This window comes from Shinella sp. 20P9.1.1, from assembly GCF_057798995.1.
Map to the genome: position 1 here is coordinate 309822 of NZ_JBYOLC010000002.1, position 24658 is coordinate 334479.

Below are 24658 nucleotides of genomic sequence, written 5' to 3' on the forward strand. Positions count from 1 at the left end.
GTCATGAACCGCGAAACCATCAATGCCAAGAACGCACCCGCCCCGCGCGGCGGCTATTCGCAGGCCGTGAAGATTACGGATTTCAAGACGCTGCTGTTCATCAGCGGCCAGATCCCCGTTTCCGACGACGACAAGGTGCCGGAGAGTTTCGAGGATCAGGCACGGCTCGTCTGGCGCAATATCGATGCGCAGCTGAAGGCCGCCGGAATGAGCAAGGCCGATCTCGTCAAGGTCACGACCTTCCTTGCCGACCGGCACCACACCATGGCCAATCGTGAGATCCGCAGCGAGTATCTCGGCAGTGTTGCCCCAGCGATGAGCGTCGTCATCGCCGCGATCTTCGACGAGAAGTGGCTACTCGAAGTCGAGGCCATCGCAGCGCAATGAGAACCGGAGCCGGGATGTTCAGGAAACTCCTCATCGCCAACCGAGGCGAGATCGCCTGCCGCGTCATCCGCACCGCCCGCCGCATGGGCGTGGCCACGGTTGCCGTCTATTCGGACGCGGACCGCGCGGCGCTGCATGTCGAAATGGCCGACGAGGCGATCCGCATCGGCCCGGCGGAGGCGGCGAAAAGCTACCTGAACAGTGCCGCGATCATCGAGGCGGCCAAGGCGAGCGGCGCGCAGGCGGTGCATCCGGGCTACGGTTTCCTCTCGGAAAACCCCGATTTCGTCGAGGCGGTCGAGGCCGCCGGCCTCGTCTTCATCGGCCCCTCGGCAAACGCCATCCGCGCCATGGGCCTGAAGGATGCTGCCAAGGCCCTGATGGAAAAGGCGGGCGTGCCTGTCGTGCCCGGCTATCACGGCGAAAAACAGGATGCGGCCTTCCTTGCCGGTGAGGCGGAAGTCATCGGCTATCCCGTGCTGATCAAGGCGCGTGCCGGCGGCGGCGGCAAGGGCATGCGGCGGGTGGAGCAGCCGGCCGATTTCGCCGCCGCCCTGGAAAGCGCCCGCCGCGAGGGCGAGAGCGCCTTCGGCGACGGCCGCGTGCTCGTCGAAAAATACATGGGCAAACCACGCCATATCGAGTTGCAGGTCTTTGGCGACGGGCATGGCAATGTCGTGCATCTCTTCGAGCGTGATTGCTCGCTTCAGCGCCGCCACCAGAAAGTCATCGAGGAAGCACCGGCGCCCGGCATGACGGCGGAAATGCGCGCGGCCATGGGGCAGGCCGCCGTGCGTGCGGCCGCGGCCATCGGCTATAGCGGCGCGGGCACGGTGGAATTCATCGCCGATATCTCCGAGGGGCTGCGGCAGGACCGCTTCTACTTTATGGAAATGAACACGCGGCTCCAGGTTGAGCATCCCGTAACGGAGGCGATCACCGGCCTCGACCTTGTGGAATGGCAGCTCCGTGTCGCGGCCGGCGAACCCTTGCCGAAGCGGCAGGAGGAGCTGACTATTGATGGCTGGGCCTTCGAGGCGCGGCTTTACGCGGAAAACCCGGCGCGCGATTTTCTCCCCGCGACCGGCCGCCTGAAGGTTTTCGATGTGCCTGACGGTGCCCGCATCGATTCCGGCGTGCGGGCCGGCGATAACATCACGCCCTTCTACGATCCGATGATCGCCAAGGTCATTACCCACGGCCGCAGCCGCACGGAGGCGCTTTCCAGGCTGGAGACGGCGCTGGAACAGTGCCGCGTCGGCGGGCTGACGACCAATGCCGGCTTTCTCGTGCGCCTCTGCCGTCATCCGGCCTTTGCCGCAGGCGATGTCGATACCGGGCTGATCGGCCGCGCCGGCGAAATCCTGCTGGCCGATCCCGATGCGCCGGAAGAGGTTTTCGCGCTCGCTGCTCTTTCGGCGCTTGGCTTTCTCAAGGTTTCGGATGATCTGGATCCATGGGGTCAAATCCGCGGTTTCCGCCTCTGGGGTGCATCCGCGCAGACCGTCTTTCTCGACCATGGCGGCGCAGAACATGCATTGCGCGTAACGGTGCTCGACAGCGACCGCTTCCGGGTCGAGCACAACGACATGGAGACGGAGCTTCGCGTGCAGTCGGCGGACGGCCGTTCGGTTCGTGCCGATTTCGAGGGACGCGTGTTTTCCGCGACGGTCCACCGCGACGGCAACGACATCGCCGTCTTCTTCGGCGGCCACGGCCATGCCTTCGCGCTTGCCGAAGAGGCCGGTCATCATGGCGAGGCGGCGTCCGGCGGCGACCGGCTTGTCGCGCCGATGCCCGGATTGGTGCGCATCGTCTCGGCCGAGCCGGGTGCGCGCGTCGCCAAGGGCGATGCGCTGGTCACCATGGAGGCGATGAAGATGGAGTTGGTGCTGGCCGCGCCCCGCGATGGCGTGGTGGCCAGCCTCCCCGTGGCGGTGGGCGATCAGGTGGCGGAGGGCGCCCTGCTGCTCTCGCTCGAGCCCGAGGAGGCGGCATGACCGGGCGTATCGACATCGTCGAAATGGCCGCCCGCGACGGGTTGCAGAACGAGAAGGCGATCATCCCCTCTGCCGAGAAGATCGCCTTGATCGACCTTCTGTCCGATTGCGGTTTTTCCCGCATCGAGGCGACGAGTTTCGTGAGCCCAAAATGGGTGCCGCAACTGGCCGATGGCGCTGCGGTCATGGCCGGCATAGAGCGCCGGCCCGGCATTTCCTATGCGGCTCTGGTGCCCAACATGAAGGGCTATGAGGCGGCGAAGGCGGCCGGCGTCGACGAGGTTGCCGTCTTTCTCTCGGCCTCCGAGGGTTTTTCCCGCGCGAACTTGAATTGCTCGATTGCCGAAAGCATCGAGCGCGCCCGGCCGGTGGCGGAAGCGGCGAAGGCGGATGGCATTCTGCTGCGCGGTTATGTCAGCTGCGTCGTGCAATGCCCCTATGACGGGCCGGTGGAGCCCTGCGCGGTGGCGCGCGTGACGGGGCAGCTGCTGCGCCTTGGCTGCCATGAGGTGAGCCTTGGCGATACGATCGGCCGTGCGCGTCCGTCCGAAGTCGCTGCCATGCTTGATGTCGTGCTCGCCGTCGCCTTTCCGGAAAATCTCGCCGGCCATTTTCACGATACGAACGGGCTGGCGCTCGACAATATCCGCGTGGCACTCGATCACGGGCTGACGGTTTTCGATGCCTCGGTCGGCGGTCTCGGCGGCTGCCCCTATGCGCCGGGCGCACGCGGCAATGTCGATACACTCGCCGTTGCCGACATGCTGGCGGCGGAGGGCTTTGAGACCGGCCTCGACCGCGAGAAACTGGCGGCGGCCGCGGCTTTCGCACGGCGCATCACCGGCAAGGGCGATATCCGCAAAAGTGCGTAACGGAGGGAGAGCCATGCATTTCGAAACCATCTCTGTATCCGTCGATCGTCGCGGCGTGGCGGCTCTCACCTTGCGCCGGCACGCGCAGCACAATGCCTTGTCGGGCCTGATGATCCGCGAACTCACGACCGTTGCCGGCCTGCTCGGCGAGGACAAGGCGGTGCGCGTCGTCGTGCTGACCGGCGAGGGCGAGAGTTTTTGCGCGGGCGGCGATCTCAACTGGATGAAAGAGCAGATCGCCGCGGGCCGCGAGGCGCGCATCGCCGAAGCACGCCGCCTCGCCTTGATGCTGAAGGCGCTGCGCGATCTGCCAAAACCGCTGATCGCCCGCATCAACGGCCAGGCCTATGGCGGCGGTGTCGGCCTGATCAGCGTCTGCGATGCGGCGATTGCCGCGGAGGGCGCGCGTTTCGGCCTGACGGAAACCCGGCTCGGCCTCATCCCGGCAACGATCAGCCCCTATGTTGCCGCCCGCATCGGCCCGGCGACCTTCCTGCGCCTTGCGACATCAGCGCGTCTGTTCGATGCGGCGACGGCCCGCGACATCGGGCTCGTCAGCGGCGTCGTCGCACCCGAGGCGCTGGACGAGGCGATCGAGATGGAGATCAAGCCTTATTTCGCAGCCTCCCCGGAGGCCGTTGCGGCAACGAAGGCGCTGGCCCATGCGCTGGCCGCGCCGATCGACGAGACCGTCATCGAGATGACACTGACGCGGCTTGCGGATACCTGGGAGACGCCGGAAGCGGCAGAGGGCATCGCGGCTTTTCTGGAAAAACGCAAGGCGAGCTGGGTGCCCGAGGCTACTCGATAAACACCCGCACGCTCGCCGCCCGTCCGGCGGCATCGATCACCGTTAGCGTCGAGAAACCGGCGCCTTCCGGCATCCACTGCGTTGTGCGCCGGCGCGCGGCGTCCGGCAGCACCTTGCCGTTGGCGAGCCAGCGGAAGGGCGCGCGGCCGCCCTGGAGTTTGAGCACGAGGGGCGAGATCTCGGAGCCGGTGGTGGCGCCGAGTTCGACATGCGCACCCTCCGGCGGATAGATGATCTGCGGTGCCGGCTCCCGCGCCACCACCGTGACCAGCCCGTTCGCCGTCGTCGAGAAACGGCGCAGGCTGGCTGGCAACTCGGATTGCGCGATGCGCAGCGCCCCGGCCGGTGCGCGGGGAAGCGCGGTGATAGCGATGCCGGAGCGTGAAAAGGCTTCGAAGAGAATGGGGGCGGCCGCACCATAGCCGGTCAGGCCGGGCACCGCGCCGTTGTCGGCGCGGCCGACCCACACACCGAGCACATGGCGGCCGTCATAGCCCACCGACCAGGCATCGCGGTAACCGTAGCTCGTGCCGGTCTTGTAGGCGATGCCGAGGCGACGACTGCCGGTCGGCGGGGTGACGCCTGACAGCACGTCCGAGACCTGCCAGACGGCGACGGGATCGAGCAGCGGATCGCCTGTTATCACCTTGGCGTCGCCGGTAATGCCATCGCCGAGCTGCACCGGCATGCCACGATTGGCAAGCGCCGCATAAAGCTGAGTCAGGTCGCGCAGCGTGATGCCGAGACCGCCCAGCCCGATGGCGAGGCCCGGCGTTTCGCCCGGCGGCAGCTCGGGGTGCACCTCAGCGCGGCGGAAGCGCACCATCATGCGCGTCGGGCCGACGGCTTCAAGCAGGCGCACGGCGGGCACATTGAGCGACAATTGCAGCGCCTTGCGCACGCTGATATCGCCCTGATAGGTCATATCGAAATTGCGCGGCCGGTAGCCGGAGAAATCGGCGGGGCGATCCTCGACGATGGTTTCCTGCGCGACCAGCCCCTCTTCGAAGGCAAGGCCGTAGATGAACGGCTTCAGCGCCGAACCCGGCGAGCGGCGGATGCGCGTCATGTCGATCCAGCCGGCGCGGCTGCCGTCGAAATAATCCGCCGAGCCGACTTCGCCGAGGATTTCGCCGGTGCGGGCATCGGCCATTACCATGGCGATGGAGATTTTCGGGCCGAGCCGTTCGGCCGCCTCGCGGGCGACGGTCTCAAGGCCGTCCTGCACCGTGCGGTCGAGCGAGGTCTCGTGCTTGATCGCCTTCGGATCCTTGCGCAGCGCCAGTTCCGAAAGGTGGGCGGCATAGGAGGGAAGCTGGCGGCGGCGGTCCGGCACGGCTTCAAGGCCGGCGCGCTCGGCCTCGCCCTCGCCGATGACATCCGAGACGGCAAGGCGGGTCAGCACGCGCTCGCGCGCCTTTTCGGCGACGTCGCGGTGGCGGTCCGGGCGGCGCTTTTCGGGAAGCTGCGGCAGGGCGACGAGCAGGGCGGCTTCGGCGACCGAGAGCCGCTTCGGCTCCTTGCCGAACCAGGCAAGGCTTGCGGCCCGCACGCCCTCCAGATTGCCGCCATAGGGGGCGAGCGTCAGATAGAGATCGAGGATTTCAGCTTTGGAAAGCCGGCGTTCGAGCTGGATGGCGCGGGCCATCTGGCGCAGCTTCGCCGGTAGCGAGCGGCTTTCGCGCGGCTCGATCAGCCGGGCGACCTGCATGGAGAGCGTGGAGGCGCCCGAGACGATGCGGCCATTGCCGACGAACTGGCCGGCGGCGCGCAGGAGCGCCCAGGGGTCGATACCGCCGTGCTCGTTGAAGCGTCGGTCCTCATAGGCCACCAGCATGCGCAGGAATTGCGGATCGACATCGGCGGCCGTGGTCTTCAGCCGCCAGTGCCCTTCCGGCGTGGCGAAGGCACGCAGCAGGCGGCCGTCGCGGTCGAGCACTTCTTTGGAGACCGTTTCCGCCACCGAAATCGGCGGCGGATAGGCGCGGTCGGCATAATCGAGCCCGAAGGCGAGGGCGGCGATGGTCGCCGCCCCGCCGAGGGAGCCGATGAGGAGCTTACGCCAAAGCGCCATCGCCAGAACCCTTATTCGGCCTTGACGACCTGCATGCGGCCGGTCGCCGTGCGGGCGGAGTATTGCGGACGATACATGTCCTCCACCTGGGCGGCCGGCAGGTCATAGGTGCCGGGGGTCACGGCGCGCACGACATAGGCGAGCGTCACGTCGCGGTTGTCGCCTTCGCTGCGGTTGAAGGCCGCGACGAAGCGGTCGTATCGGAACTCCGTATGCGCCGCCTCCGTCTCGCCGAGCCAGTCGAAATTGGCGAGCTTCGCGCTGTCGACGAGGCTCGGATTGTCGATTTCGAAGCCGGCGGGCAGGAGGTCGGTGATGATGATGCGCGAGGCCCAGTTGTTGTGCTCCGTCACCTTCAGCACCACGACGTAGCGCTCGTTCTGCTGTGCCTCCGTGACATTCGCCTCCTCGCCGTCGAGCGTGAAGTAAGTGCGCTCGATGGCAAAGCCGTCGCCGCCGGCTGGCAGTGGATCGATGGGCGCCGCGACCGTGGTGAGCACGGCGGACACCGGCTCGCCGGTGCGGTTGGCGATGGTCAGCGGGTTTTCCAGGAGCGACTTGCCCGTCATCTGCGCGGCATAGCCGCCGTCACGCGCCGCACCGTTGATTTCGAGCTTCAGGTCCTTGTCGGCATCCTTCACGGAGCGGGCGGCAAGCAGCATCCAGGTCTGTTCCTGCGTGCTGGTCCAGCGCTTGTTCTCCCACTGCTTGGCGACGAGCTTGGAAAGCTCCGGAATGATGCCCGGAACCGGCCGTGCTTCGGCGGCAAGCGCCAGGATCGCGGCACCGTCCCGCAGCGACGAGCCGTAGTCGGTGCGCGAGAGGCTGGCGGTCATGACGCTGTCGCGGGAGAGGCCGAGCGCATTTTCGAAGATGGTCGTCGCGCGCTGGGCATCGCCATAGAGGCCAAGCGCACCGGCCAAATGCGCCCGGGCGAGCGGCGAGGAGAATTCCGACAGTTTCGTATCGGCATAATAACGCAGGTCGCTGATCGCGGCCTTGCGGTTGCGGGCGAGCACATAGAGCGCATAGGCGATCTCGTTGCCCTGGGTGGAGACGTTGACGTCATAAGAGATGGAATTCTGCAGGTTGGAAAGCGCCTGCAGCATCGCCTGTTCCGGCACGTCGAACTTCTGTTCGCGGGCGCGGGTCAGGAAGTCGGTGACGAAGGAATCGAGCCAGAGGTCGCCGTAACCCGGCGACCACAGGCCGAAGCTGCCCGAAGACGACTGGTTGGCGAGCACGCGGTAGATGGCATCTTGCACGCGCTTCTGCGTTTCCGTGTCTTCCGGCAGGCCGGACTGCTTGGAAAGCTCGCTGAGATAAAGCAGCGGCAGGGCGCGGCTCGATGTCTGCTCGGTGCAGCCATAGGGGTAGCGGTCGAGAGACATCAGCAGTGCGGGGATGTCGAAGGCGGCCGCGCGCGACACGCTGAGGCTGACGGAGGCACCGGCCAACTGGCTGTCGGCGAGCAGCTGGTCGTCGATCGTCAGGCTGCCATTTGCGGCGATTTCGAGCGGCCGGCGCGTGGTGATCGGCATGGCTGCCGGGCGCACCGGCACGTTGAGCGCCTGTTCGAGCGACATGCCGCTGCCGTTGGAGAGCTTGAGCGAGATGACGCCATCGCCGATCTCGCCGCCGATCAGCGGCAGGGTCAGCGCGGTCTTGCCGCCGGCTACGAGCTTCACCGTCTGGCTCGCGCCGGTCTGTTCGACCATCACGGAGGCATTGTGGGTGATCTCCAGCGTGTAGTCGCCGGCCGGCGCATCCGTGTTGGCGATGTCGAGGCGCAGGTCCGAGCGGTCTCCGGGGGCGAGGAACTTCGGCAGGCTTGCGGTCACGACAACGGGATCGCGGATGACGACGTCCTTCGAGGCACTGCCGACGCCGGTCTTCGTCCAGGCGACGGCCATGACGCGGGCGGTGCCGTTGAACTGCGGGATGTCAAAGCTGACCTTGGCATTGCCGTCGGCATCGAGCTTCACGGGACCGGCGAAGAAAGCGACGAGCTTTTCCTTCGGCGGATCGCCCTGAAGGGCACCTTCGCCGCCGTCACCACCGGTGCGCAGCCGCCCGGTCGTGCCGAGCGAACCGTCGATCAGGCGGCCGTAGAGATCGCGGATTTCCATGCCGAGGCGGCGCTGGCCGAAGTACCAGGTGGCCGGATCGGGTGCTTCGTAGCGGGTGAGGTTGAGGATGCCGACATCGACGGCGGCAACCGTGATGTAAGCCTCTTCGCCAACACCGGCCCCGGCGACCTTGAGCGAAATGTCGAGCGGCTGGCGCGGCAGGGTCTTTTCCGGCAGGTCGAGCGAGAGGTTCAGCTTGCGGTCCGCCGGATCGACCTTCAACCAGGTGATGCCGATGGCGCGCATCGGCATGCGGCTTTCCTGGTCGGAGCCGGGGCGGAAGAGCGTCGCGGTCACATAGGAGCCGGGGCCCCATTCCTTGGTGACGGGGATATCGATCTCGCCGCCCTCGGCGCCGATGGCGGCCGTCTGGGTGGCGATCAGGCTTTCTGCGCCGATGGTGACGAGAACCTGACCGGCATGGCGCGGCGAGATCTTCAGCTTGGCGGTGTCGCCAACCGCATAGCTTTCCTTGTCGAGCGAGATTTCCAGGGCATCCGGCGTTTCCGTCGAGCTGGCGGCGACATACCAGCCGGCGTCGAATTCAACGCTGGTGGCGGGGCCCTCCGGCTCGGGGCTTTCGACTTCGAGGCGGTAGCGGCCCCAGGTCACCGGCACGGAAATCTTGCCGCCGTCGGCAGTGACATCAAGCGTGCCGTTGGCGACCTGCGAGGTGGAGAGCACCGGCTCATAGCGCCACGAGCTGCCGTCGCGATACCATTGGTAGTTCCGCTCTACTGCGAGCAGCTTCCAGGGCAGGCCCTGCATCGCCTGCTTCTTGCCATCGGCGCCGACGGTGATGACGTTGAAGTTGGCGACGGTGTTTTCCGAGAGGTCGCCCTTGAATTCCGGCTTCACGCCGATCATCGCGCCTTCCGACTTGACGGGCAAAGTGAGGCTGCGTTCGACGGCGCGGCCGCCGGCCTCCATCATACGCAGCGTCACGAGCGCTTCGAGGCGCTGGGTCGTGGCCGGCAGATCGGCGACATTGATGTCGAAGGTCGCCTTGCCGTCCTCATCGAGCACATCGAGGCCTTCGAGCGGAATGCGGCTTTCCTCGATCGCCTCTTCATCGGCAAGACCGAAGACATAGTCCGGATAGGCGGGATCCTGATGGGTCGGCTTCAGCGCGACGTCGCCCTCGATTTCGAGACCCGCGCCCGGCGCGCCATAGAGATAGCGGCCTTCGACGGAGACGGGCGCGGCAACGCCGGCCTCGACTTCCTTGGCCGCGCTCGTCATGTCGAATTCGATGCGATCGGGCACGAAGTCGTCGACGAGGAAGGTCTTTTCGGCAATCGCCGTGCCCTTCGGGTCGGTATAGACCTGCATGGTCCAGGTGCCGCGCATGCTGTTTTCCTGCAGCGGCAGGTCGATCGTATGGCCGCCGAGTGATGCGCCATCCGACACCATGCGGCGGTCTTCCACGCCGTCGGGCCGGTTGAAGACGAAGGTCAGCGGCAGTTTTTCGACGGCATTCGCCTCGATGTCGCGGGCAAGCGCGGAGGCATGCACCGTCTCGCCGGCGCGGTAGATGCCGCGCTCGGTCCAGGCCAGCACGTCGATGGCGCCCGGTGCCGGGCGGCCGGTGACGCCGCGGTCGGAAAGGTCGAAGCCGGCGCGCGTCATATCGAGGAAGACGAAATCGCCTTCGCCCTTCCTGGCGAGGATGACGGCGGGCGTGTTGGCGGCGGTACCGCGCATCAGGCCGGCGGTGAAGGTGGCGCGGCCGTCCGCATCGGTCGTTGCCGTGCCGAGCACTTCGTTGTTCTTGGCGATCAGCTGCAGCTCGACGCCGTCAAGCGGGCCGGCCGTATCGAGCGAGCGGGCGAAGACGTTGAGACCATCCGTGCCGGCATAGGTGGTGAGGCCGACATCCGAGACGACGAACCATTGCGTCGCCTTGGTGTCCCACTCGTTGCTGCGGCCGTTGGAGGCGGCGGCGGTCAGCACATAGACGCCGGGCTTGCGCTCAGGCAGCGCCTCGTCGACCGGGAAGCTGGTAACGACGTCCTTGTTCAGCTCCGGCGAAATCTCGATCTTGCCTTCCCAGACCAGTTCGCCGTTTTCGCTTTCGATGCGGCTGGCGGAATAGCCGTCGAGCTGGGTGAGGAAGCGGCTTTCGTTGAGGAGGCCCGCAATGGCGCGGTCGCCGACGCGATAGAGCTTCAGATCGGCGCTGTCGGTGTTGACGGAAACGATCGGGATGCCGCGGCGAACGCTGCCCGGCAGCACGAAGCCGTCACCGGTGAAGCGCACGGTTGCCGCGCGGTCCTGCACGTAGATATCGAGGTCCGAAGCGGCGGCCAACGGTTCGTCGACGGAGGACGGCAGGCCGGCGCGGAACGTGATCTTGTAGCGCTGGCCGTGGGTCAGGCCCTCGACGCAGATCTGCCGGTCCTTGGCTTCGATGGCCTTGGGTGCGGCACCATCGAGCGTGACGAAGGAGGCGTAGTCGGCGCCTGATTTCACCAGCGGCTCTGAGAATTCCACGCAGGCGCGCGGTGTCGCGCTGTCGGAATCGATCGTGTGGTTGACGATGCGGAAGCCCTGGCGGGCGCGCAGGCCGAGATAGGCCGAACGGACGGCGACGTCGTCCTTCAGGTCGAGGCTCGCCTTGTAGGCATTGATGCCGGCGCGGTAGTTGCTCGACTTGTCGAGCGTATCGCCCAGCACGGCGAGCGCCCGCGCCCGCGTCTCGGTGGTGCGCGAGAGCTGGTAGGCGTTGATCGCGGCAAGCGCACCCTGGCCGGCGAGATAGCTGTTGTTATAGGCGCGGCCCATTGACTCGGCCGTCTCGATCCAGAGGAAATAATCGTCCGGTGCCAGCGAAAGCGCACCGCGATATGCGGCGAGCGCCTGGTCGAAGCGGCTCGACGCGGTCTCGATGCGGCCGAGCGAGGCGAGGCTTTCCGCGCCCTGGCCGGCCTGGTCGGCGGCAAGGGCGAGATTGTCGCGGAACGAGCGGGCGTCGGTCAGCATGTATTCGCTCATGAAGGGCATGGCCGGTGCCGCGCCGATATCGGCGGCCGTGTCGGCTTTCAGGATCTTGCCGGCGATAGCGCCCTGGAAATGGTTGAGCTGGTTGAAGTCGCTCTTCAGGAAGCACCATTTCACCTTGGGATTATAGGTGAAGGCACGGCAGGAGAGGTCGTCCACGCAGTCGCTCTTGCACTGGTCGAGCGTCACGTCCTGCACCGTGCGCAGGTCGAAGCCGAAATAGTCGCTGTTCTCGGTCGTGACGACCGAGCGCGTCTCTTCGGCATGGGCGGAAAGAGGGGGTGAGGCGATCGCGGAAAGAACAAGTGCCGAGAAACCCAGGAATGCGCGCATAGACATGAAGTCCTCCTACCGCTGCCGTCTCGTTGCCGCCGCCACTGTCCGGACCCCGGGCCGGCTTGTCAATCGAAAGACAGGGAGCCGCAAGGGATGGAAAGGGCATGGCGCATGGAACCAGGGGAAAGACGTTTGGCGACGCCGGTTCAATCGCTGGTATTGCGAATTTTTTTGAGGACCTTTCACGTTAACCTTTTGTTAACCATATCGGCGCAGACTTCATCTCATCGACGGACGGATTTCTGTCATACCCCTGTAACAGGGGGTCGGTAGAACCCTCGTCAGACACGAAAGTCGTGTTTCGAACCGCAGTGACCACGGATGTACTGGCACAGCGCGAAACACGTCCCCGGCCAGGCCGGGATGAGGAAGCGGGGGGATAACCCTCGCTTTTTTCATTTGTGCGCTTTCCAGCCGTATCGCGCTGGACCCCTCCCGGCGATTGCTCTACCCATGACGTTATCTTGAGACGGTGCGCGTCGCCGTCTGCTTCCTGCCCGGAATGATCATGTCCGACGTCGCCCTCAACGTTCTTCCCGTCTTCGCGCTTATTCTCATCGGCTGGCTGCTTGTGCGCACCGGCTACCTCCGGGAGGAACTGGGGGAGGGGCTCGGCGAATTCGTCTTCCGCGTCGCCGTGCCGCTCCTGCTCTTCCGCACCATCGCGGAGGCCGAATTTGCCGGTGAGGCGCCGTGGCGCATCTGGGTCGCCTATTTCGGCGGTGTGGCCGTCACCTGGACGGTGGCGCATCTGATCGCGACGATCGTCTTCAAGCGCGACCGGCGCATCGGCGTGCTGGCCGGCGTCTCCGCGGGCTTTGCCAACACGGTCTTCATCGGCCTGCCGCTCGTGGCGCGTGTCGTCGGGCAGGATGGTCTTGTCGCGATCTCGGTGCTGCTCTCCGTGCACCTGCCGACCATGATGATCGCCGGCACGATCCTGATGGAGCGGGCCGAGCGCAAGGAAGGCACGCGCGAGCCGCAGAGTTTCGCCAAGCTGCTTCTCGGCATTGGCAAAAGCCTGTTGCGCAATCCGCTGGTCATTGGGCTTGCCGTCGGTGCGGTGTTTCATATCGGCGGCATCCCGCTCGTCGGGCCGGTCAAGGTGGTGGTCGACCAGATCGCCGCGATGGCTGCGCCGGCGGCCCTCGTCTCGATCGGCATGGCGCTCAACAAGTACAAGGTCGGCGGCAATGCCGGCATCGCGCTCGCCATGACCGGCCTCAAGCTGGTCATGCTGCCCGGCTCCGTCTATGTCGCCTGCCGCCTGCTCGGCCTCAGCCCGGAATGGACGGCGGCCATGGTGCTCACCTCCTCCGTGCCGACGGGCGTCAATGCCTGGCTGCTCGCCAACCATTTCGGCGTCGGCCACGGACTGGCGTCTTCGACCATCACCATCACGACGGCGCTCGGCGTGTTCACGGTGTCCTTCTGGGCCTGGCTTTTGGGGTGAAGGGAGCCACATCCTTTCCTCTGTCATCCTCGGCCTTGAGCCGAGGATCCACACCTCCGCACCGCCTCGCTTGTGGCATGGATCCTCGGCTCAAGGCCGAGGGTGACGGAAGGAGGGGTAGGCGAGCGAGGCCAGGGAAGAAAATGGAAGTCCCAAACAAGGCTGAACCTATCGACAGCGAGACTGACCCTTATTTGGCAGGCAACAAAAAACCCGGCACGAAGGCCGGGTTTTCGGTGTTCTGGCTTTGGCCTGCTTACTGAGCGGCTGGCTGTTCGGTCGTGGTGCCCTGCGTCGTGCCTTCGGCCGGGGCTGCGCCCTCGGTCGTGGTCGTTGCAGCGCCGCCTTCGGCGGGCTTGGCTTCCGTCGTCGTAGCGGCAGCGCCGCCCTCCGTCGTGGCAGCAGCGCCGCCTTCGGCGGGAGCCGCACCATCCGTGCCGGTTGCGGCAGCGCCTTCGGCCGACGGGGTCGGCAGAGCGGCCGGGTTGTCGGAGAGCGTGCGCAGATAGGCGATCAGGTTGGCACGCTCGTCTTCCTTCTTCAGGCCGGCAAAGCCCATGGCGGTGCCGGGAACGTGCTTCTTCGGCGCTTCCAGGAAGAAGTTCAGGTGATCATAGTCCCAGACGATCTTGTGGCCTTCGGAGAAGGTGGTCATGCCTGCGGAATAGCTGAAGCCTTCATGCGAGGCGATCGGACGGTTCACGACGTCGAAGAGGTTGGGGCCGACCTTGTTCGGTCCGCCCTTCTCCCCGGTGTGACAGCTCGCACATTTCTTGAAGACGGCTTCGCCGGCCGTTGCATCGGCGCTGGCGAGCAGGGTCGCGATCGGCGTGCTGGCCGCGGCTTCACCGCCGCCCGCTGCACCCTCTTCGCCACCTTCGGCGGCGACGATCGCGAAACCTTCCTTTTCGGGATGGCCCGAATGGAAAATGCCTTCAGAAGCGATCGACACGGACATCAACACGAAAACGGTGCCGAGCAGGGCACCCACGCCCATGTTCACATAAGAGTTCATCCAAACGCTCCCCTAGCGACCGGCGGACCTGATACCGGCCAGTCTTGAAATCGCGCGGAACCTATGTCTTTTGCTGCTTCGTTGCAACAGTGATTGTAGCCCCCGCACTGAGACTTTTTGACACTTTTCCCGGGGGTTTTGAAGGGCCTGCGATGAATTCCGCCAAATTTGACAAGACCCTCGTGCTCATTCCGGCCCGCATGGCCTCGACCCGGCTTCCGGGCAAGCCGCTGGCCGATATTGCGAGCCTGCCGATGATCGTGCAGGTTGCGCGCCGCGCCGCCGCCGCCGATGTCGGGCGCGTCGTGGTGGCCGTCGACGACCAGACCGTCTTCGACGCGGTCGTCGCGGCCGGTTTCGAGGCCGTCATGACGCGCGTCGACCACCAGTCCGGCTCCGACCGTATCCATGAGGCGCTCATGAAGAGCGATCCGGACGGCCGCGCCGAGCTCATCATTAACGTGCAGGGCGACCTGCCGACCATCGATCCGGAAACGATCCGCGCAGCACTTCGCCCGCTGGAAAACGCCGCGACCGATATCGCGACGCTGACGACGGAAATCCGCGACGAACACGAGAAGACCAACCCGAACGTCGTGAAGGTCGTCGGCTCGCCGATTTCCGAAAACCGGCTGCGCGCGCTCTATTTCACGCGCGCGACGGCGCCGCACGGCAATGGCCCGCTCTATCACCATATCGGGCTCTACGCCTACCGCCGCAAGGCGCTCGAAGCCTTCGTCGCGCTGAAGCCGTCGACGCTGGAAAAGCGGGAATCGCTGGAGCAATTGCGCGCGCTCGAAGCCGGCATGCGCATCGATGTCGAGATCGTTGACACCGTTCCGCTCGGTGTCGATACTCCCGCCGACCTCGAAAAGGCCCGCGCCATGCTTGCGGCCAACCCCATCTGATCGGACCTGCCATGACCATGAAGACCAACCGCATCGCCTTCCAGGGCGAGTTCGGCGCCAATTCCGACATGGCGAGCCGCGACATGTTTCCGACCATGGAGCCGCTGCCCTGCCAGACCTTCGAGGATGCGCTGCTCGCCGTGGAAAACGGCGATGCCGATCTCGGCATGATCCCGATCGAGAACACGATTGCCGGCCGCGTCGCCGATATCCACCATCTCCTGCCGGAATCGCGCCTGCATATCGTCGGCGAATATTTCATGCCGATCCGCTTCCAGCTCATGGTGCTGCCCGGCGTCACCAAGGATGAGGTGCGCACGGTCCACAGCCACATCCATGCGCTCGGCCAGTGCCGCAAGATCGTGCGCCTCAACGGCTGGAAGCCTGTTATTGCCGGCGATACGGCAGGGGCGGCAAAGCTCGTCTCGGAGACCGGCGACCGCTCGATGGCGGCGCTGGCGCCCCGTCTCGCCGCCGATCTCTACGGCCTGTCGATCATCGCGGAAAATGTCGAGGACACCGAAAGCAACGTCACGCGCTTCGTCGTTCTGTCGCGCGAGCCCGTCGTCGCCGAGCGGGTCGAGGACGAGATCATCGTCACGACCTTCATCTTCAACGTGCGCAACATCCCGGCCGCCCTCTACAAGGCGCTCGGCGGCTTTGCGACGAACGGCATCAACATGACGAAGCTCGAAAGCTACCAGATCGGCGGCACCTTCACGGCGACGCAGTTCTATGCCGATATCGAGGGGCATCCCGACGATCCGCATGTGCGCCGGGCGCTCGACGAACTGGGCTTCTTCTCGGAGAAGGTGCGCATTCTCGGCACCTACCGGGCGCATCCGATGCGCAGCGCGTTTTAAATCGTCCAGTCCAGCCAGTCGCGCATCAGCCGGTGCGCGATGGCGCCCTTCGGCGGCGGCGTGGTGGTGCCGGGTGCGGTGCCGGACATGGCGCTGCGCTCGATCATCTCGGCCGTCTCGTCACGGGTGAACCAGCGGCAATCCTCAAGCTCCGTCTCGTCGCGGCGGATGTCGAAGGAGATCGCTTCTGCATAGCAGCCGATCATCAGGGAATGCGGCATCGGCCAGGGCTGTGAGGCGTGATAGCGCACGCGGCCGACCTTGATGCCGGATTCCTCCAGCGTCTCGCGGCGCACCGTGTGCTCGATCGTCTCGCCCGGCTCCAGGAAGCCGGCGAGGCAGGAATACATGCCCGGCTGGAAATGTGGCGAGCGGCCGAGCAGGCAGAGATCCCGCTCGATATCGATGACCAGCATGATGGCGACCGGATCGGTGCGCGGGAAGATCGTGTGGTTGCAGGCCTCGCAGACACGGCGATAGCCGCCGATCTCCGAGCGGGTCGGCGAACCGCACTTGCCGCAGAAGCGGTTGTTGCCGTTCCAGGTCATCAGGCTGGAGGCCTGCGCGAACTGGCCGAGCAGGTCGTCATCGAGCATCTGCTGGCGATAGAGCGTGCGCCCGTCGGTGGCCTTCAGCGGCTCCTGCAATGTGTCGGGATCGGCGCGAACGGGGATCGCCAGTCGCGGCTCGCCGTTCTTGAGGTAGCCGAGCAGAATGGATTCGTCGGGGATCGGGTCGAGTTCCGCCAGTTCATAGGGGGCAAAGAGCGGATCGATGATCTTCTCGTCATGCTTGACGACGAGCTTGCCGCCGGCAAGCGCGAAGGCATGGACGTTTTCCGCCTTGAACGCCTGTTCCAGGCAGTCTGCGGCGCGGTGTTCGGATTGGCGGTCGAGTGTGTTTTCCGCAAAGGCCACCATGGTGCTGGGTTCCGCATGCGGGCGATAGATGTCGAAAAGCGATGGCTTCATGGGGTCATTGCGTCCAAAAGCTTGGCTGAAAAGGCCTTGGTTTCCTCGGCCGAGCGCGGCTCGGCGGTGCCGAAGCCCCAGACGGGACCGGGCCAGTTCGGATCGCCCTCGCTGCGGGCGATGACATGGACGTGAAGCTGGCGCACGATATTGCCGAGCGCGCCGGTATTGATCTTCGTGGCGCCCGTCACGGTCTTCAGCGCCTCGGCGACGAGCGTGGTCTCGAAGGTCAGCATGGTCTGGTCGAGCGGCGTGAGATCGAAGACTTCGCTGACATCGGGGCGCTGCGGCACCAGAACCAGCCAGGGCCAGCGGCTGTCCTTCATCAGGCGCAGTTCGCACAGGCCGATCTTGGTCAGGAGATCGCTGTCGCGCGCCAGCCGGTCGTCGGGTCGAAAATCGCTCATCGGGGCCTTCCGCATGCTGTTATCAATGATAAATGCCACGCGCCCGATTTCCCTCCAACAGTTTTTTGTAAGCCGCGCTTGCATTCGGATGGAATATTGCCGATATGGGGGACGGGAGGTTGGTGGTGGACGAGCCACTCGCCAACCGGGTCAGGTCCGGAAGGAAGCAGCCCCAACGAGCTCCGGCACGGGTCATCGTGCCAGCCTCCCACCTTACCGTCCTGCTTCTGGCCGTCCTGTCGGGACAGACATTTGAATAACGGCAGGGTCGATGAGCGACGAAACCTCAAAACCGTCCACCGAAAAGCCCGCCGCCTATCGCGTCCTTGCGCGAAAGTACCGGCCGAAGGATTTCTCGGATCTCATGGTCGGCCAGGAGCCGATGGTCCGCACGCTGACCAATGCGTTCGAGACCGGCCGCATCGCCCAAGCCTATATGCTGACCGGCGTTCGCGGGGTCGGCAAGACGACGACCGCCCGCATCCTCGCCCGCGCGCTGAATTACAAGACCCCTGAGATCGACAAGCCGACGATCGACCTTCGCGTGCCCGGCGAACATTGCCAGGCGATCATGGAAGGCCGTCATGTCGACGTCATCGAGATGGACGCCGCCTCCCATACGGGTATCGATGACATCAGAGAGATCATCGAGCAGGTACGCTACCGTCCTGTCTCGGCACGCTACAAGGTCTATATCATCGACGAAGTGCACATGCTCTCGACGCAGGCCTTCAACGGCCTTTTGAAGACGCTCGAAGAGCCGCCGGAGCACGTGAAGTTCATTTTCGCGACGACGGAAATCCGCAAGGTTCCGATCACCGTCCTGTCGCGCTGCCAAAGGTTCGACCTGCGCCGCATCGGTGCGTCGGATCTCGTCGGCCTGTTCACCACCATTCTCGGTAAGGAAGGCGTCGAGTTCGAGCCGGATGCGCTGGCCATGGTCGCCCGTGCCGCCGAAGGCTCGGCGCGCGACGGTCTGTCGCTGCTCGATCAGGCGATCGCCCACGGCGCTGGCCGCGTCGAGGTGAATGCCGTACGCTCCATGCTCGGCCTGGCCGACCGTGCCCGCATCGTCGATCTCTTCGCGCATATCGTGAAGGGCGATGCTGCCGCCGCCCTTGCCGAATTCGCCGCGCAATACGAGGCGGGTGCCAGCCCCTCCGTGGTGCTGACGGACCTTGCCGATTTCACCCATCTCGTCACGCGCATGAAATATGTACCGGATGCGACCGGCGACCAGTCGCTGAGCGAGGTCGAGCGCGTGCGCGGCGTCGAATTCGCCAATTCCATCGCTGTTACGGCGCTGTCGCGCATGTGGCAGATGCTGCTCAAGGGCATCTCGGAAACCGAGGCCTCCAGCCGCCCGGCCGGTGCCGCCGAAATGGTCATCATCCGCCTTGCCCATGCGGCCAACCTGCCCTCGCCGGAAGACGCTGCGCGCCGGCTTGCCGACCTCACCAGTGGTGACGGCGGCAACGGTTTTCGCGCGCCGCCATCGGGCGGCAATGGTGGCCAGCCCTCGGCACAGGCTTCCGTTTCCGCCGTCGCGCGCCAGCCGGATCAGCCGATGCGGGCCCAGGCCGGTGGTGGCACCGTGACCATGCTGCGCCCCGTGCCGCAGGCCGAGCCGGCCGCGCAGCCAGTCGGCCGGGTTGAAACCGCGCCCGCCGCCCAGCCGGCCGCAGCACCCAAAGTCCCTGTTAACTCGATTTCCGACGTTGCCGATCTCTGCACCAAGAACCGCGATATCCGTCTGCGTGCCCTCGTGCGCGCCTTCGTGCGGCCTGTCAGCGTCGAGCCCGGCAAACTGGAAATCAGCCTGACCGACGACGCGCCGAAATCGCTCGTCGCCGACCTGTCCAACCGGCTCCAGGAATGGACGGGCCAGCGCTGGCTGGTCATCCTGTCGCGGGAAGCCGGCGGTCCCACGCTCTCCGAAGCCGAGACGATGGCGCAGGAAGCCCGCGTCGCCGATGCGCGCCAGGACCCCGACGTCGCGGCCATCCTGCAACGTTTCCCGGGCGCCAAGATCACCGACGTGCGCATCAAGGTGCAGGAAACCGAAGACGAGCCCGAGACGGTCGTGGTTGCGGCCGCAGCCGAATCCGCCGAGGGCGACATCCTGCCCGGCGACGATATCGAACACTAAATATCCAGAGAACAAAAGGAGAGACCGATGCGCGACATCATGGGCATGATGGGCAAGGTCAAGGAAATGCAGGCCAAGATGGAGAAGATGCAGGAGGAGATCGCTGCGCTGACGGTGAACGGCTCTTCCGGCGGTGGCATGGTTTCCGTCACGCTCGACGGTAAGGGTAATCTCAAGGGCCTGAAGATCGATCCCTCGCTCTTCAAGGAAGACGACGTCGAAATCCTCGAGGACCTGATCGTGGCTGCCCATAAGGACGCCAAGGATAAGGCCGAGGCCGAAACCGCCGAGCGCACCAAGGCGCTGACCGCCGGCCTGCCGATCCCGCCCGGCTTCAAACTGCCGTTCTGATCCTGTAGGGTAAAGGCTCCCGAGGAGGATTTCCGATGAGCCTGATGACCCTGCTTGTCTTTGCCGGTGCGCTGATGATGGCGGCCGGTTCGCCCGGTCCGAGCATTGCCGCCCTCGTCGCCCGCGTGCTGTCGCGCGGGCCGAAGGATGTGCTGCCCTTCCTTGCCGCCATGTGGATCGGCGAGGGCGTCTGGCTCACCTTCGCCGTACTCGGCCTTGCCGCGATTGCCGAAACCTTCCATGCCGCCTTCGTCGTCATCAAGTGGCTCGGCGTCGCCTATCTGCTCTATCTCGCCTGGAAAATGTGGTTCGCGCCGACCGACACCGGTGAGGAGACGCTGCCCGAGGCGCGTTCCGGCGCAAAGCTGTTTTTCGCCGGGCTGACGGTGACGCTCGGCAATCCCAAGATCATGATGTTCTACGTAGCGCTTCTGCCTGCGATCATCGATCTCGGCGCCGTCACGCTGGTCGGCTGGGCCGAACTGGTCGTGACAATGTTCGTCGTGCTCGTGGCGATCGATCTCGCCTGGGTCTTCCTCGCCTCGCGTGCCCGTATGTTCTTGAAGAGCCCGCGTGCCGTGCGCATCGCCAACCGGCTCAGCGCCGGCACCATGGCCGGGGCCGCGGCGGCGATTGCCGCGCGCTGATCAGCCGGTGAGTGCTGCGCGCAGCTTGTCGGCGATGGGGGCGGCGAGATAGCGGATACGGTCTTGCTCGGACATGTTCTTGCCGTAGGTGCGCAGCAGTTCCGGCATGGTGACGGGCTCGCCGGGGAAGGGCGTATAGGTCACCGCATCACCCGCCTGCATAACGCCGTCGCGCAGGACACGGCAGTAAAAACCCGGCCGGCCGGCCTGCATGAAGCGGCGTGCGAAACCGGGATCGCCCATTTTCGCCGTCAGCGTGTTGCAGGGAATGCGCGTCGAGGTCACTTCAAGAAGCACGCTTTCCGTCTCGAACCGGTCGCCGACGGAGACGGAGCGGCTGTCGATGCCCTCGATCACGACGTTCTCGCCGAATGTTCCCGGCTCGATGGTTCGGCCAAGTTCCTTCGACCACCAGTCGAGATCCACGGAGCCGAGACCGTAGACCGCCTGTTCAGGCCCGCCATGGTGCTTGCGGTTGCAGATGGCGTCACCCAAAAGCCCCTCGCGGTCGACGACGATGGCCGCATCCGTCGGCACCTTGAAAATGCCGGTCTTATAGCTTTTGCCGGGGACAGGGCGGGCTACGCCCGTGCATACCGCGAGGATTTTGATCAAGCGTCGAACTCCCGAGATTCCGTTTCCTCTTGATATGGGCTAGATAGCGGCAATGGCAAAACGAGTCACCGGCCCTGAAATCGAAAAACTCATCCAGCTCCTGGCCAAGGTGCCGGGCCTCGGGCCCCGTTCGGCGCGGCGTGCGGCGCTGCATCTCGTCAAGAAGAAGGACCAGCTGCTTGGCCCGCTCGCCGAAGCGATGGGCGAGGCGCATCGCAAGGTGCGCATCTGCTCGTGCTGCGGCAATGTCGATACCAGTGATCCCTGCACGGTCTGCACGGATGTGCGCCGCGACCATGCGATGATCATCGTCGTCGAGGACGTTTCCGATCTCTGGGCGCTGGAGCGCGCCGGCGCGATGAACGCCGCCTATCACGTGCTCGGCGGCACGCTCTCGCCGCTCGATGGTGTCGGACCTGACGATCTCAACATTCGCGGCCTCGTCGACCGGGTGGCGAAGGGCGGCGTGCGCGAACTGATTATCGCCGTCAACGCCACCGTCGAGGGCCAGACGACGGCGCATTACATCACCGACCAGCTCTCCGGCCTCGACGTGAAGATCACGCGGCTTGCCCATGGCGTGCCCGTCGGCGGCGAGCTCGATTATCTCGACGAGGGCACATTGACGGCCGCGCTCCGCGCCCGCACCGCGATCTGAGGAGACCCCTTTTGAACATTCGCAAAGCCTTCAAGGCCTCCGTCGGCATCGCCCTGTTTTCCCTTGCTTTCGCCCTTCCGGCAGCGGCCGCCTCCAAGGCCGAGGTCGAAAAGATGTTCCGGGCGTGGATCGATAGGGATCTCTGGCCGGCGGCGAAGAAGACCGGCGTCAGCGAAAAGACCTTTCGCGCGGCGCTGGAGGGCGTGACGCTCAACTGGGACCTGCCCGATCTCGTGCCGCCCGGCTCCAAGCCGAAGAAGGAGCAGGCGCAAAGCCAGGCGGAATTCTCCTCGCCGGGTGCCTATTTCTCCGAAAAGCGCCTGCAGGGGCTGGCGGGAACGGGCCGCAGCCTTGCCAAGACCCATGCTTCGACGCTGCGCAAGATCGAGCAGAAATTCGGCGTCCCCGGCGAGATCGTCGTCGCCGTCTGGGGCCGTGAATCGGGTTTCGGCAGCGCGAAAATCCCCTATTCGGCCGTCGAGGTGCTCGCCACCAAGGCCTTCATGTCGACGCGCAAGGACCTCTTCCGCAAGGAGCTGATCGCCGCGCTCCACATTGTCGATGGCGGCGACCATACGGTCGCGCAATTGAAGGGCTCCTGGGCCGGCGCACTCGGCCAGCCGCAGTTCATGCCGACCAGCTACCTGCAATATGCCGTCGATTTCGATGGGGACGGCGTGCGCGATATCTGGGGCTCGGTGCCGGACAGCCTGGCGTCGATTGCCAATTATCTCGCCAAGAAGGGCTGGCAGGCCGGGCGCGGCTGGGGTTACGAGGTCTCCATCCCCGATGGCGTGTCCTGTGCGCAGGAGGGGCCTGATCTTGCCAAGCCGATCTCGGCCTGGGCCGCGACGGGCATCACGCGTATTTCCGGCAAGGCATTTTCGGGCGGCGAGGCCAAGGCTTCAGGCATGATGCTGGTTCCGGCCGGCACGCACGGGCCGGAATTCATCGTCACGCCGAATTTTTACGTGCTCAAGGAATACAACAACTCGGATCTCTACGCCCTCTTCCTCGGCAATCTCGCCGATCGCATCGCCCATGGCAGCGGACCGTTCCAGGGTCAGTGGGGCGATATCGGCAAGATGCTGCGCTCGGATGTGCTCGCCATGCAGAAAGCGCTGGTCGCCAAGGGATACGATGTCGGCAAGGTCGATGGCCTGCCGGGCTACAAGACCCGCCGCTCGCTCGGCGACTGGCAGGCGAAGAACGGGCTTGCGCCGACCTGCTATCCGGATGCCTCGCTGAAATCCAAGCTGCGGTAAGGTTCTAGCCTACCTTCAGTGCATATCCACCTGCCGCTTGAACCGCTCGTATTCGTGCGGGACGATGGTCTGCCGCTCGATCATGCGGTGGACGCGCGGGTCTTCCGCGCCGCTGTGCAGCTGGCGAAGCTTCTCGCCATTGGCGGCATCCGCATGGGTGCGGCGCTGGTTGTGGCGGACATATTCCACCCAGGTCGGCACGTGGTAGGTCTCGGTCCATATCGTCGGGTTTTCGAGATCGCGCATCAGCGCCCATTGGCCCGCACCGTCGCGGATACGAATGCGCCGGCGTTCGGTCATCGCCTCCAGAAATTCGGGAATGTCGCCCTCGGCGATCTGGTAGTCGATGAGGATGACGATCGGGCCGCTGCGCGGTTTCAGGTCGAGCGGCAGGTCCGGCTCGCTGAAGCGATTGAGCGGATCGACATTGAGGCTCTGCAATTCGGGCAGCGCATAGCGCAGGCCGAGTGCTGCACCGGCGATCATCGCGACGGCGGAGGCGAGCAGCGCGGTCTGCGCGCCGTGCGTATCGGCGGTCGTGCCCCAGATCCAGCTGCCGGCCGCAATGCCGCCGAAAGTGGTGGTCTGGTAGAGCGACAGCGCGCGGGCGACGACCCAGCGCGGGGTGGAGAGCTGCACCGTCGTATTGAACAGCGAGAGCGCCATGACCCAGGAGAAGCCTGCAATCAAGAGCACGGCGCCGGTGATCGCCGCCGAGGTGCTGGTCGCCGAAACCGTGGCTGCGATGGCGAAGCCGGTGAAGGCCATGCGGGCGATGGCCTCGCTGGTGAATTTTTCGCGCAGCCGCGCATTCATGAAGGCCCCGCCGATGGCGCCGAGGCCGAAACAGCCGAGCAGCACGCCATAGGTCAGCGGCCCGCCGGCCACGAGGTCGCGGGCGATCAGCGGCAGCAGCGAGAGGATGGAGCTGGTCGCCAGGCCGAAGGCGAAGCCGCGCAAGAGAACCTTGCCGATATTCGGCGACATCGACACGTAGCGCAGGCCCGCCGAGATAGCGCGGCCGAAGTCTTCGCGCGGCAAGGCGCGCGGCGAAACGTTCGGCTTCCAGCGGATCAGCGCGTAGAGCAGCGCGAAATAGCTGAGCGCATTGGCGGCGAAGGCGGCCGCCGCACCCGCCGCCGCGACGATCGCGCCGCCGATGGCGGGGCCGACGGAGCGGGTGAGGTTGAAGCCCATGCTGTTGAGCGACACGGCGGCGGGCAGGTCCTCGCGCGGCACCATGTCGCCGACGGAGGCCTGCCAGGCCGGATTGTTGAGCGCCACGCCGCAGCCGAGCAGGAAGGTGAAGGTCAGAAGCAGCCAGGGCGTGATGACGCCGTACCAGGTACAGAGGGTGAGGCCGATCGCGACTGCCAGCATGAAACACTGCGCCGTCAGCATCAGCTTGCGCCGGTCGAAATTGTCGGCGAGCGCGCCGGCGGCGACGGAAAACAGCATGATGGGCAGCGAGGTCGAGGCCTGCACCAGCGCCACCATGTTGGCGGAGGGCGAGATGGAGGCCATCATCCAGGCCGCGCCGACGGACTGGATGAGCCCGCCGAAATTGGAGATCAGGCTCGCCGCCCAGATCAGCCGAAAGGTTTCGTTTCGGAAGGGGGCGAGGGGGGATTTCCGGTCCGGCACGGTGGGGCACTCATTCTCGACGCAGCGTTGGCTAGCAATCTAGTCCAAACAACAAAAGCGGCAACCCGGTGGCGGCAAATACGTCGCCCACAGGCGGGCTTTG

Annotated in this window: 19 protein-coding genes and 1 other RNA gene; 13 read left to right on the plus strand and 7 right to left on the minus strand. The window is 65.4% G+C overall.

Annotation, left to right across the window (positions count from 1 at the left end; genetic code table 11):
* The first annotated feature begins 3 nt into the window (after positions 1–3).
* Genes AC27VQ_RS05120 through AC27VQ_RS05135 form a run of 4 tightly spaced genes read left to right on the plus strand, consistent with a single transcriptional unit; the run spans position 4 to position 4070 of the window.
* Positions 4–387 carry a RidA family protein gene (locus AC27VQ_RS05120; RefSeq protein ID WP_488715464.1) on the plus strand — a complete coding sequence of 128 codons (384 nt, stop codon included), beginning with the start codon at positions 4–6 and terminating at the stop codon, positions 385–387.
* Positions 388–401: 14 nt separating this feature from the next.
* Positions 402–2387, plus strand: coding sequence for an acetyl/propionyl/methylcrotonyl-CoA carboxylase subunit alpha (locus AC27VQ_RS05125; protein ID WP_488715465.1), 1986 nt, complete (start codon positions 402–404; stop codon positions 2385–2387).
* Positions 2384–3259, plus strand: coding sequence for a hydroxymethylglutaryl-CoA lyase (locus tag AC27VQ_RS05130; RefSeq protein ID WP_488715466.1), 876 nt, complete (start codon positions 2384–2386; stop codon positions 3257–3259). The genes AC27VQ_RS05125 and AC27VQ_RS05130 overlap by 4 nt, the downstream gene beginning before the upstream one ends.
* Before the next feature lie 13 nt (positions 3260–3272).
* Complete coding sequence (locus AC27VQ_RS05135; RefSeq protein ID WP_488715467.1) at positions 3273–4070, plus strand: crotonase/enoyl-CoA hydratase family protein; 798 nt, start codon at positions 3273–3275, stop codon at positions 4068–4070.
* On the opposite strand, the gene pbpC is transcribed toward AC27VQ_RS05135, so the two are convergent.
* Positions 4060–6144 carry a penicillin-binding protein 1C gene (gene pbpC, locus AC27VQ_RS05140; RefSeq protein WP_488715468.1) on the minus strand — a complete coding sequence of 695 codons (2085 nt, stop codon included), beginning with the start codon at positions 6142–6144 and terminating at the stop codon, positions 4060–4062. The two genes, AC27VQ_RS05135 and pbpC, sit on opposite strands and share 11 nt — an antisense overlap.
* An 11-nt stretch (positions 6145–6155) precedes the next feature.
* Positions 6156–11606, minus strand: a complete 5451-nt coding sequence (locus tag AC27VQ_RS05145; protein WP_488715569.1) for an alpha-2-macroglobulin family protein — start codon at positions 11604–11606, stop codon at positions 6156–6158.
* Between the two features lie 511 nt (positions 11607–12117).
* Here AC27VQ_RS05145 and AC27VQ_RS05150 point away from each other — a divergent pair.
* Positions 12118–13062, plus strand: coding sequence for an AEC family transporter (locus AC27VQ_RS05150; RefSeq protein WP_488715469.1), 945 nt, complete (start codon positions 12118–12120; stop codon positions 13060–13062).
* Positions 13063–13318: 256 nt separating this feature from the next.
* Here AC27VQ_RS05150 and AC27VQ_RS05155 read toward each other — a convergent pair whose 3' ends face one another.
* A complete protein-coding gene (locus AC27VQ_RS05155) occupies positions 13319–14077 on the minus strand; it encodes a c-type cytochrome (protein WP_488715470.1) in 759 nt (252 codons plus the stop codon).
* 152 nt (positions 14078–14229) lie between these two features.
* Here AC27VQ_RS05155 and AC27VQ_RS05160 point away from each other — a divergent pair, with 152 nt between their 5' ends.
* Entirely contained in the window at positions 14230–14985 is a 756-nt protein-coding gene (locus AC27VQ_RS05160; protein WP_488715471.1) for a 3-deoxy-manno-octulosonate cytidylyltransferase, read from the plus strand.
* Between the two features lie 11 nt (positions 14986–14996).
* On the plus strand, positions 14997–15848 hold the full coding sequence (locus AC27VQ_RS05165) for a prephenate dehydratase (protein WP_488715472.1): 852 nt from the start codon (positions 14997–14999) through the stop codon (positions 15846–15848).
* Here AC27VQ_RS05165 and nudC read toward each other — a convergent pair.
* Together nudC and AC27VQ_RS05175 are read right to left on the minus strand one after the other, a co-directional pair.
* Positions 15845–16819, minus strand: coding sequence for an NAD(+) diphosphatase (nudC, locus tag AC27VQ_RS05170; protein WP_488715473.1), 975 nt, complete (start codon positions 16817–16819; stop codon positions 15845–15847). The two genes, AC27VQ_RS05165 and nudC, sit on opposite strands and share 4 nt — an antisense overlap.
* Complete coding sequence (locus AC27VQ_RS05175) at positions 16816–17226, minus strand: HIT domain-containing protein (RefSeq protein WP_488715474.1); 411 nt, start codon at positions 17224–17226, stop codon at positions 16816–16818. Before AC27VQ_RS05175 ends, nudC begins: the two co-directional genes overlap by 4 nt.
* Positions 17227–17340: 114 nt before the next feature.
* On the opposite strand from AC27VQ_RS05175, the gene ffs reads away from it, so the two are divergent.
* The 4 genes from ffs to AC27VQ_RS05195 all read left to right on the plus strand — a co-directional run bounded on the left by ffs (position 17341) and on the right by AC27VQ_RS05195 (position 20373).
* Positions 17341–17438: signal recognition particle sRNA small type (gene ffs, locus AC27VQ_RS05180), an RNA gene on the plus strand.
* A 59-nt stretch (positions 17439–17497) separates the two neighbouring features.
* Positions 17498–19375 carry a DNA polymerase III subunit gamma/tau gene (locus AC27VQ_RS05185; protein ID WP_488715475.1) on the plus strand — a complete coding sequence of 626 codons (1878 nt, stop codon included), beginning with the start codon at positions 17498–17500 and terminating at the stop codon, positions 19373–19375.
* Positions 19376–19402: 27 nt separating this feature from the next.
* Complete coding sequence (locus tag AC27VQ_RS05190; protein WP_488715476.1) at positions 19403–19726, plus strand: YbaB/EbfC family nucleoid-associated protein; 324 nt, start codon at positions 19403–19405, stop codon at positions 19724–19726.
* Positions 19727–19761: 35 nt separating this feature from the next.
* Positions 19762–20373 carry a LysE family translocator gene (locus AC27VQ_RS05195; protein ID WP_488715477.1) on the plus strand — a complete coding sequence of 204 codons (612 nt, stop codon included), beginning with the start codon at positions 19762–19764 and terminating at the stop codon, positions 20371–20373.
* Here the strand turns inward: AC27VQ_RS05195 and AC27VQ_RS05200 are convergent, their stop codons facing one another.
* The gene (locus tag AC27VQ_RS05200) at positions 20374–20985 is read right to left on the minus strand and encodes an MOSC domain-containing protein (RefSeq protein ID WP_488715570.1); all 612 of its coding nucleotides are present in this window, start codon (positions 20983–20985) and stop codon (positions 20374–20376) included.
* Between the two features lie 55 nt (positions 20986–21040).
* On the opposite strand from AC27VQ_RS05200, the gene recR reads away from it, so the two are divergent.
* Positions 21041–21646 (plus strand): recombination mediator RecR, encoded by a 606-nt coding sequence (gene recR, locus AC27VQ_RS05205; RefSeq protein WP_313532603.1) that lies wholly within the window; start codon positions 21041–21043, stop codon positions 21644–21646.
* Positions 21647–21663: 17 nt separating this feature from the next.
* Positions 21664–22911, plus strand: a complete 1248-nt coding sequence (locus AC27VQ_RS05210; RefSeq protein ID WP_488715571.1) for a lytic murein transglycosylase — start codon at positions 21664–21666, stop codon at positions 22909–22911.
* 15 nt (positions 22912–22926) lie between these two features.
* On the opposite strand, the gene AC27VQ_RS05215 is transcribed toward AC27VQ_RS05210, so the two are convergent.
* Complete coding sequence (locus AC27VQ_RS05215; protein ID WP_421594231.1) at positions 22927–24555, minus strand: MFS transporter; 1629 nt, start codon at positions 24553–24555, stop codon at positions 22927–22929.
* Positions 24556–24658 lie beyond the last annotated feature (103 nt).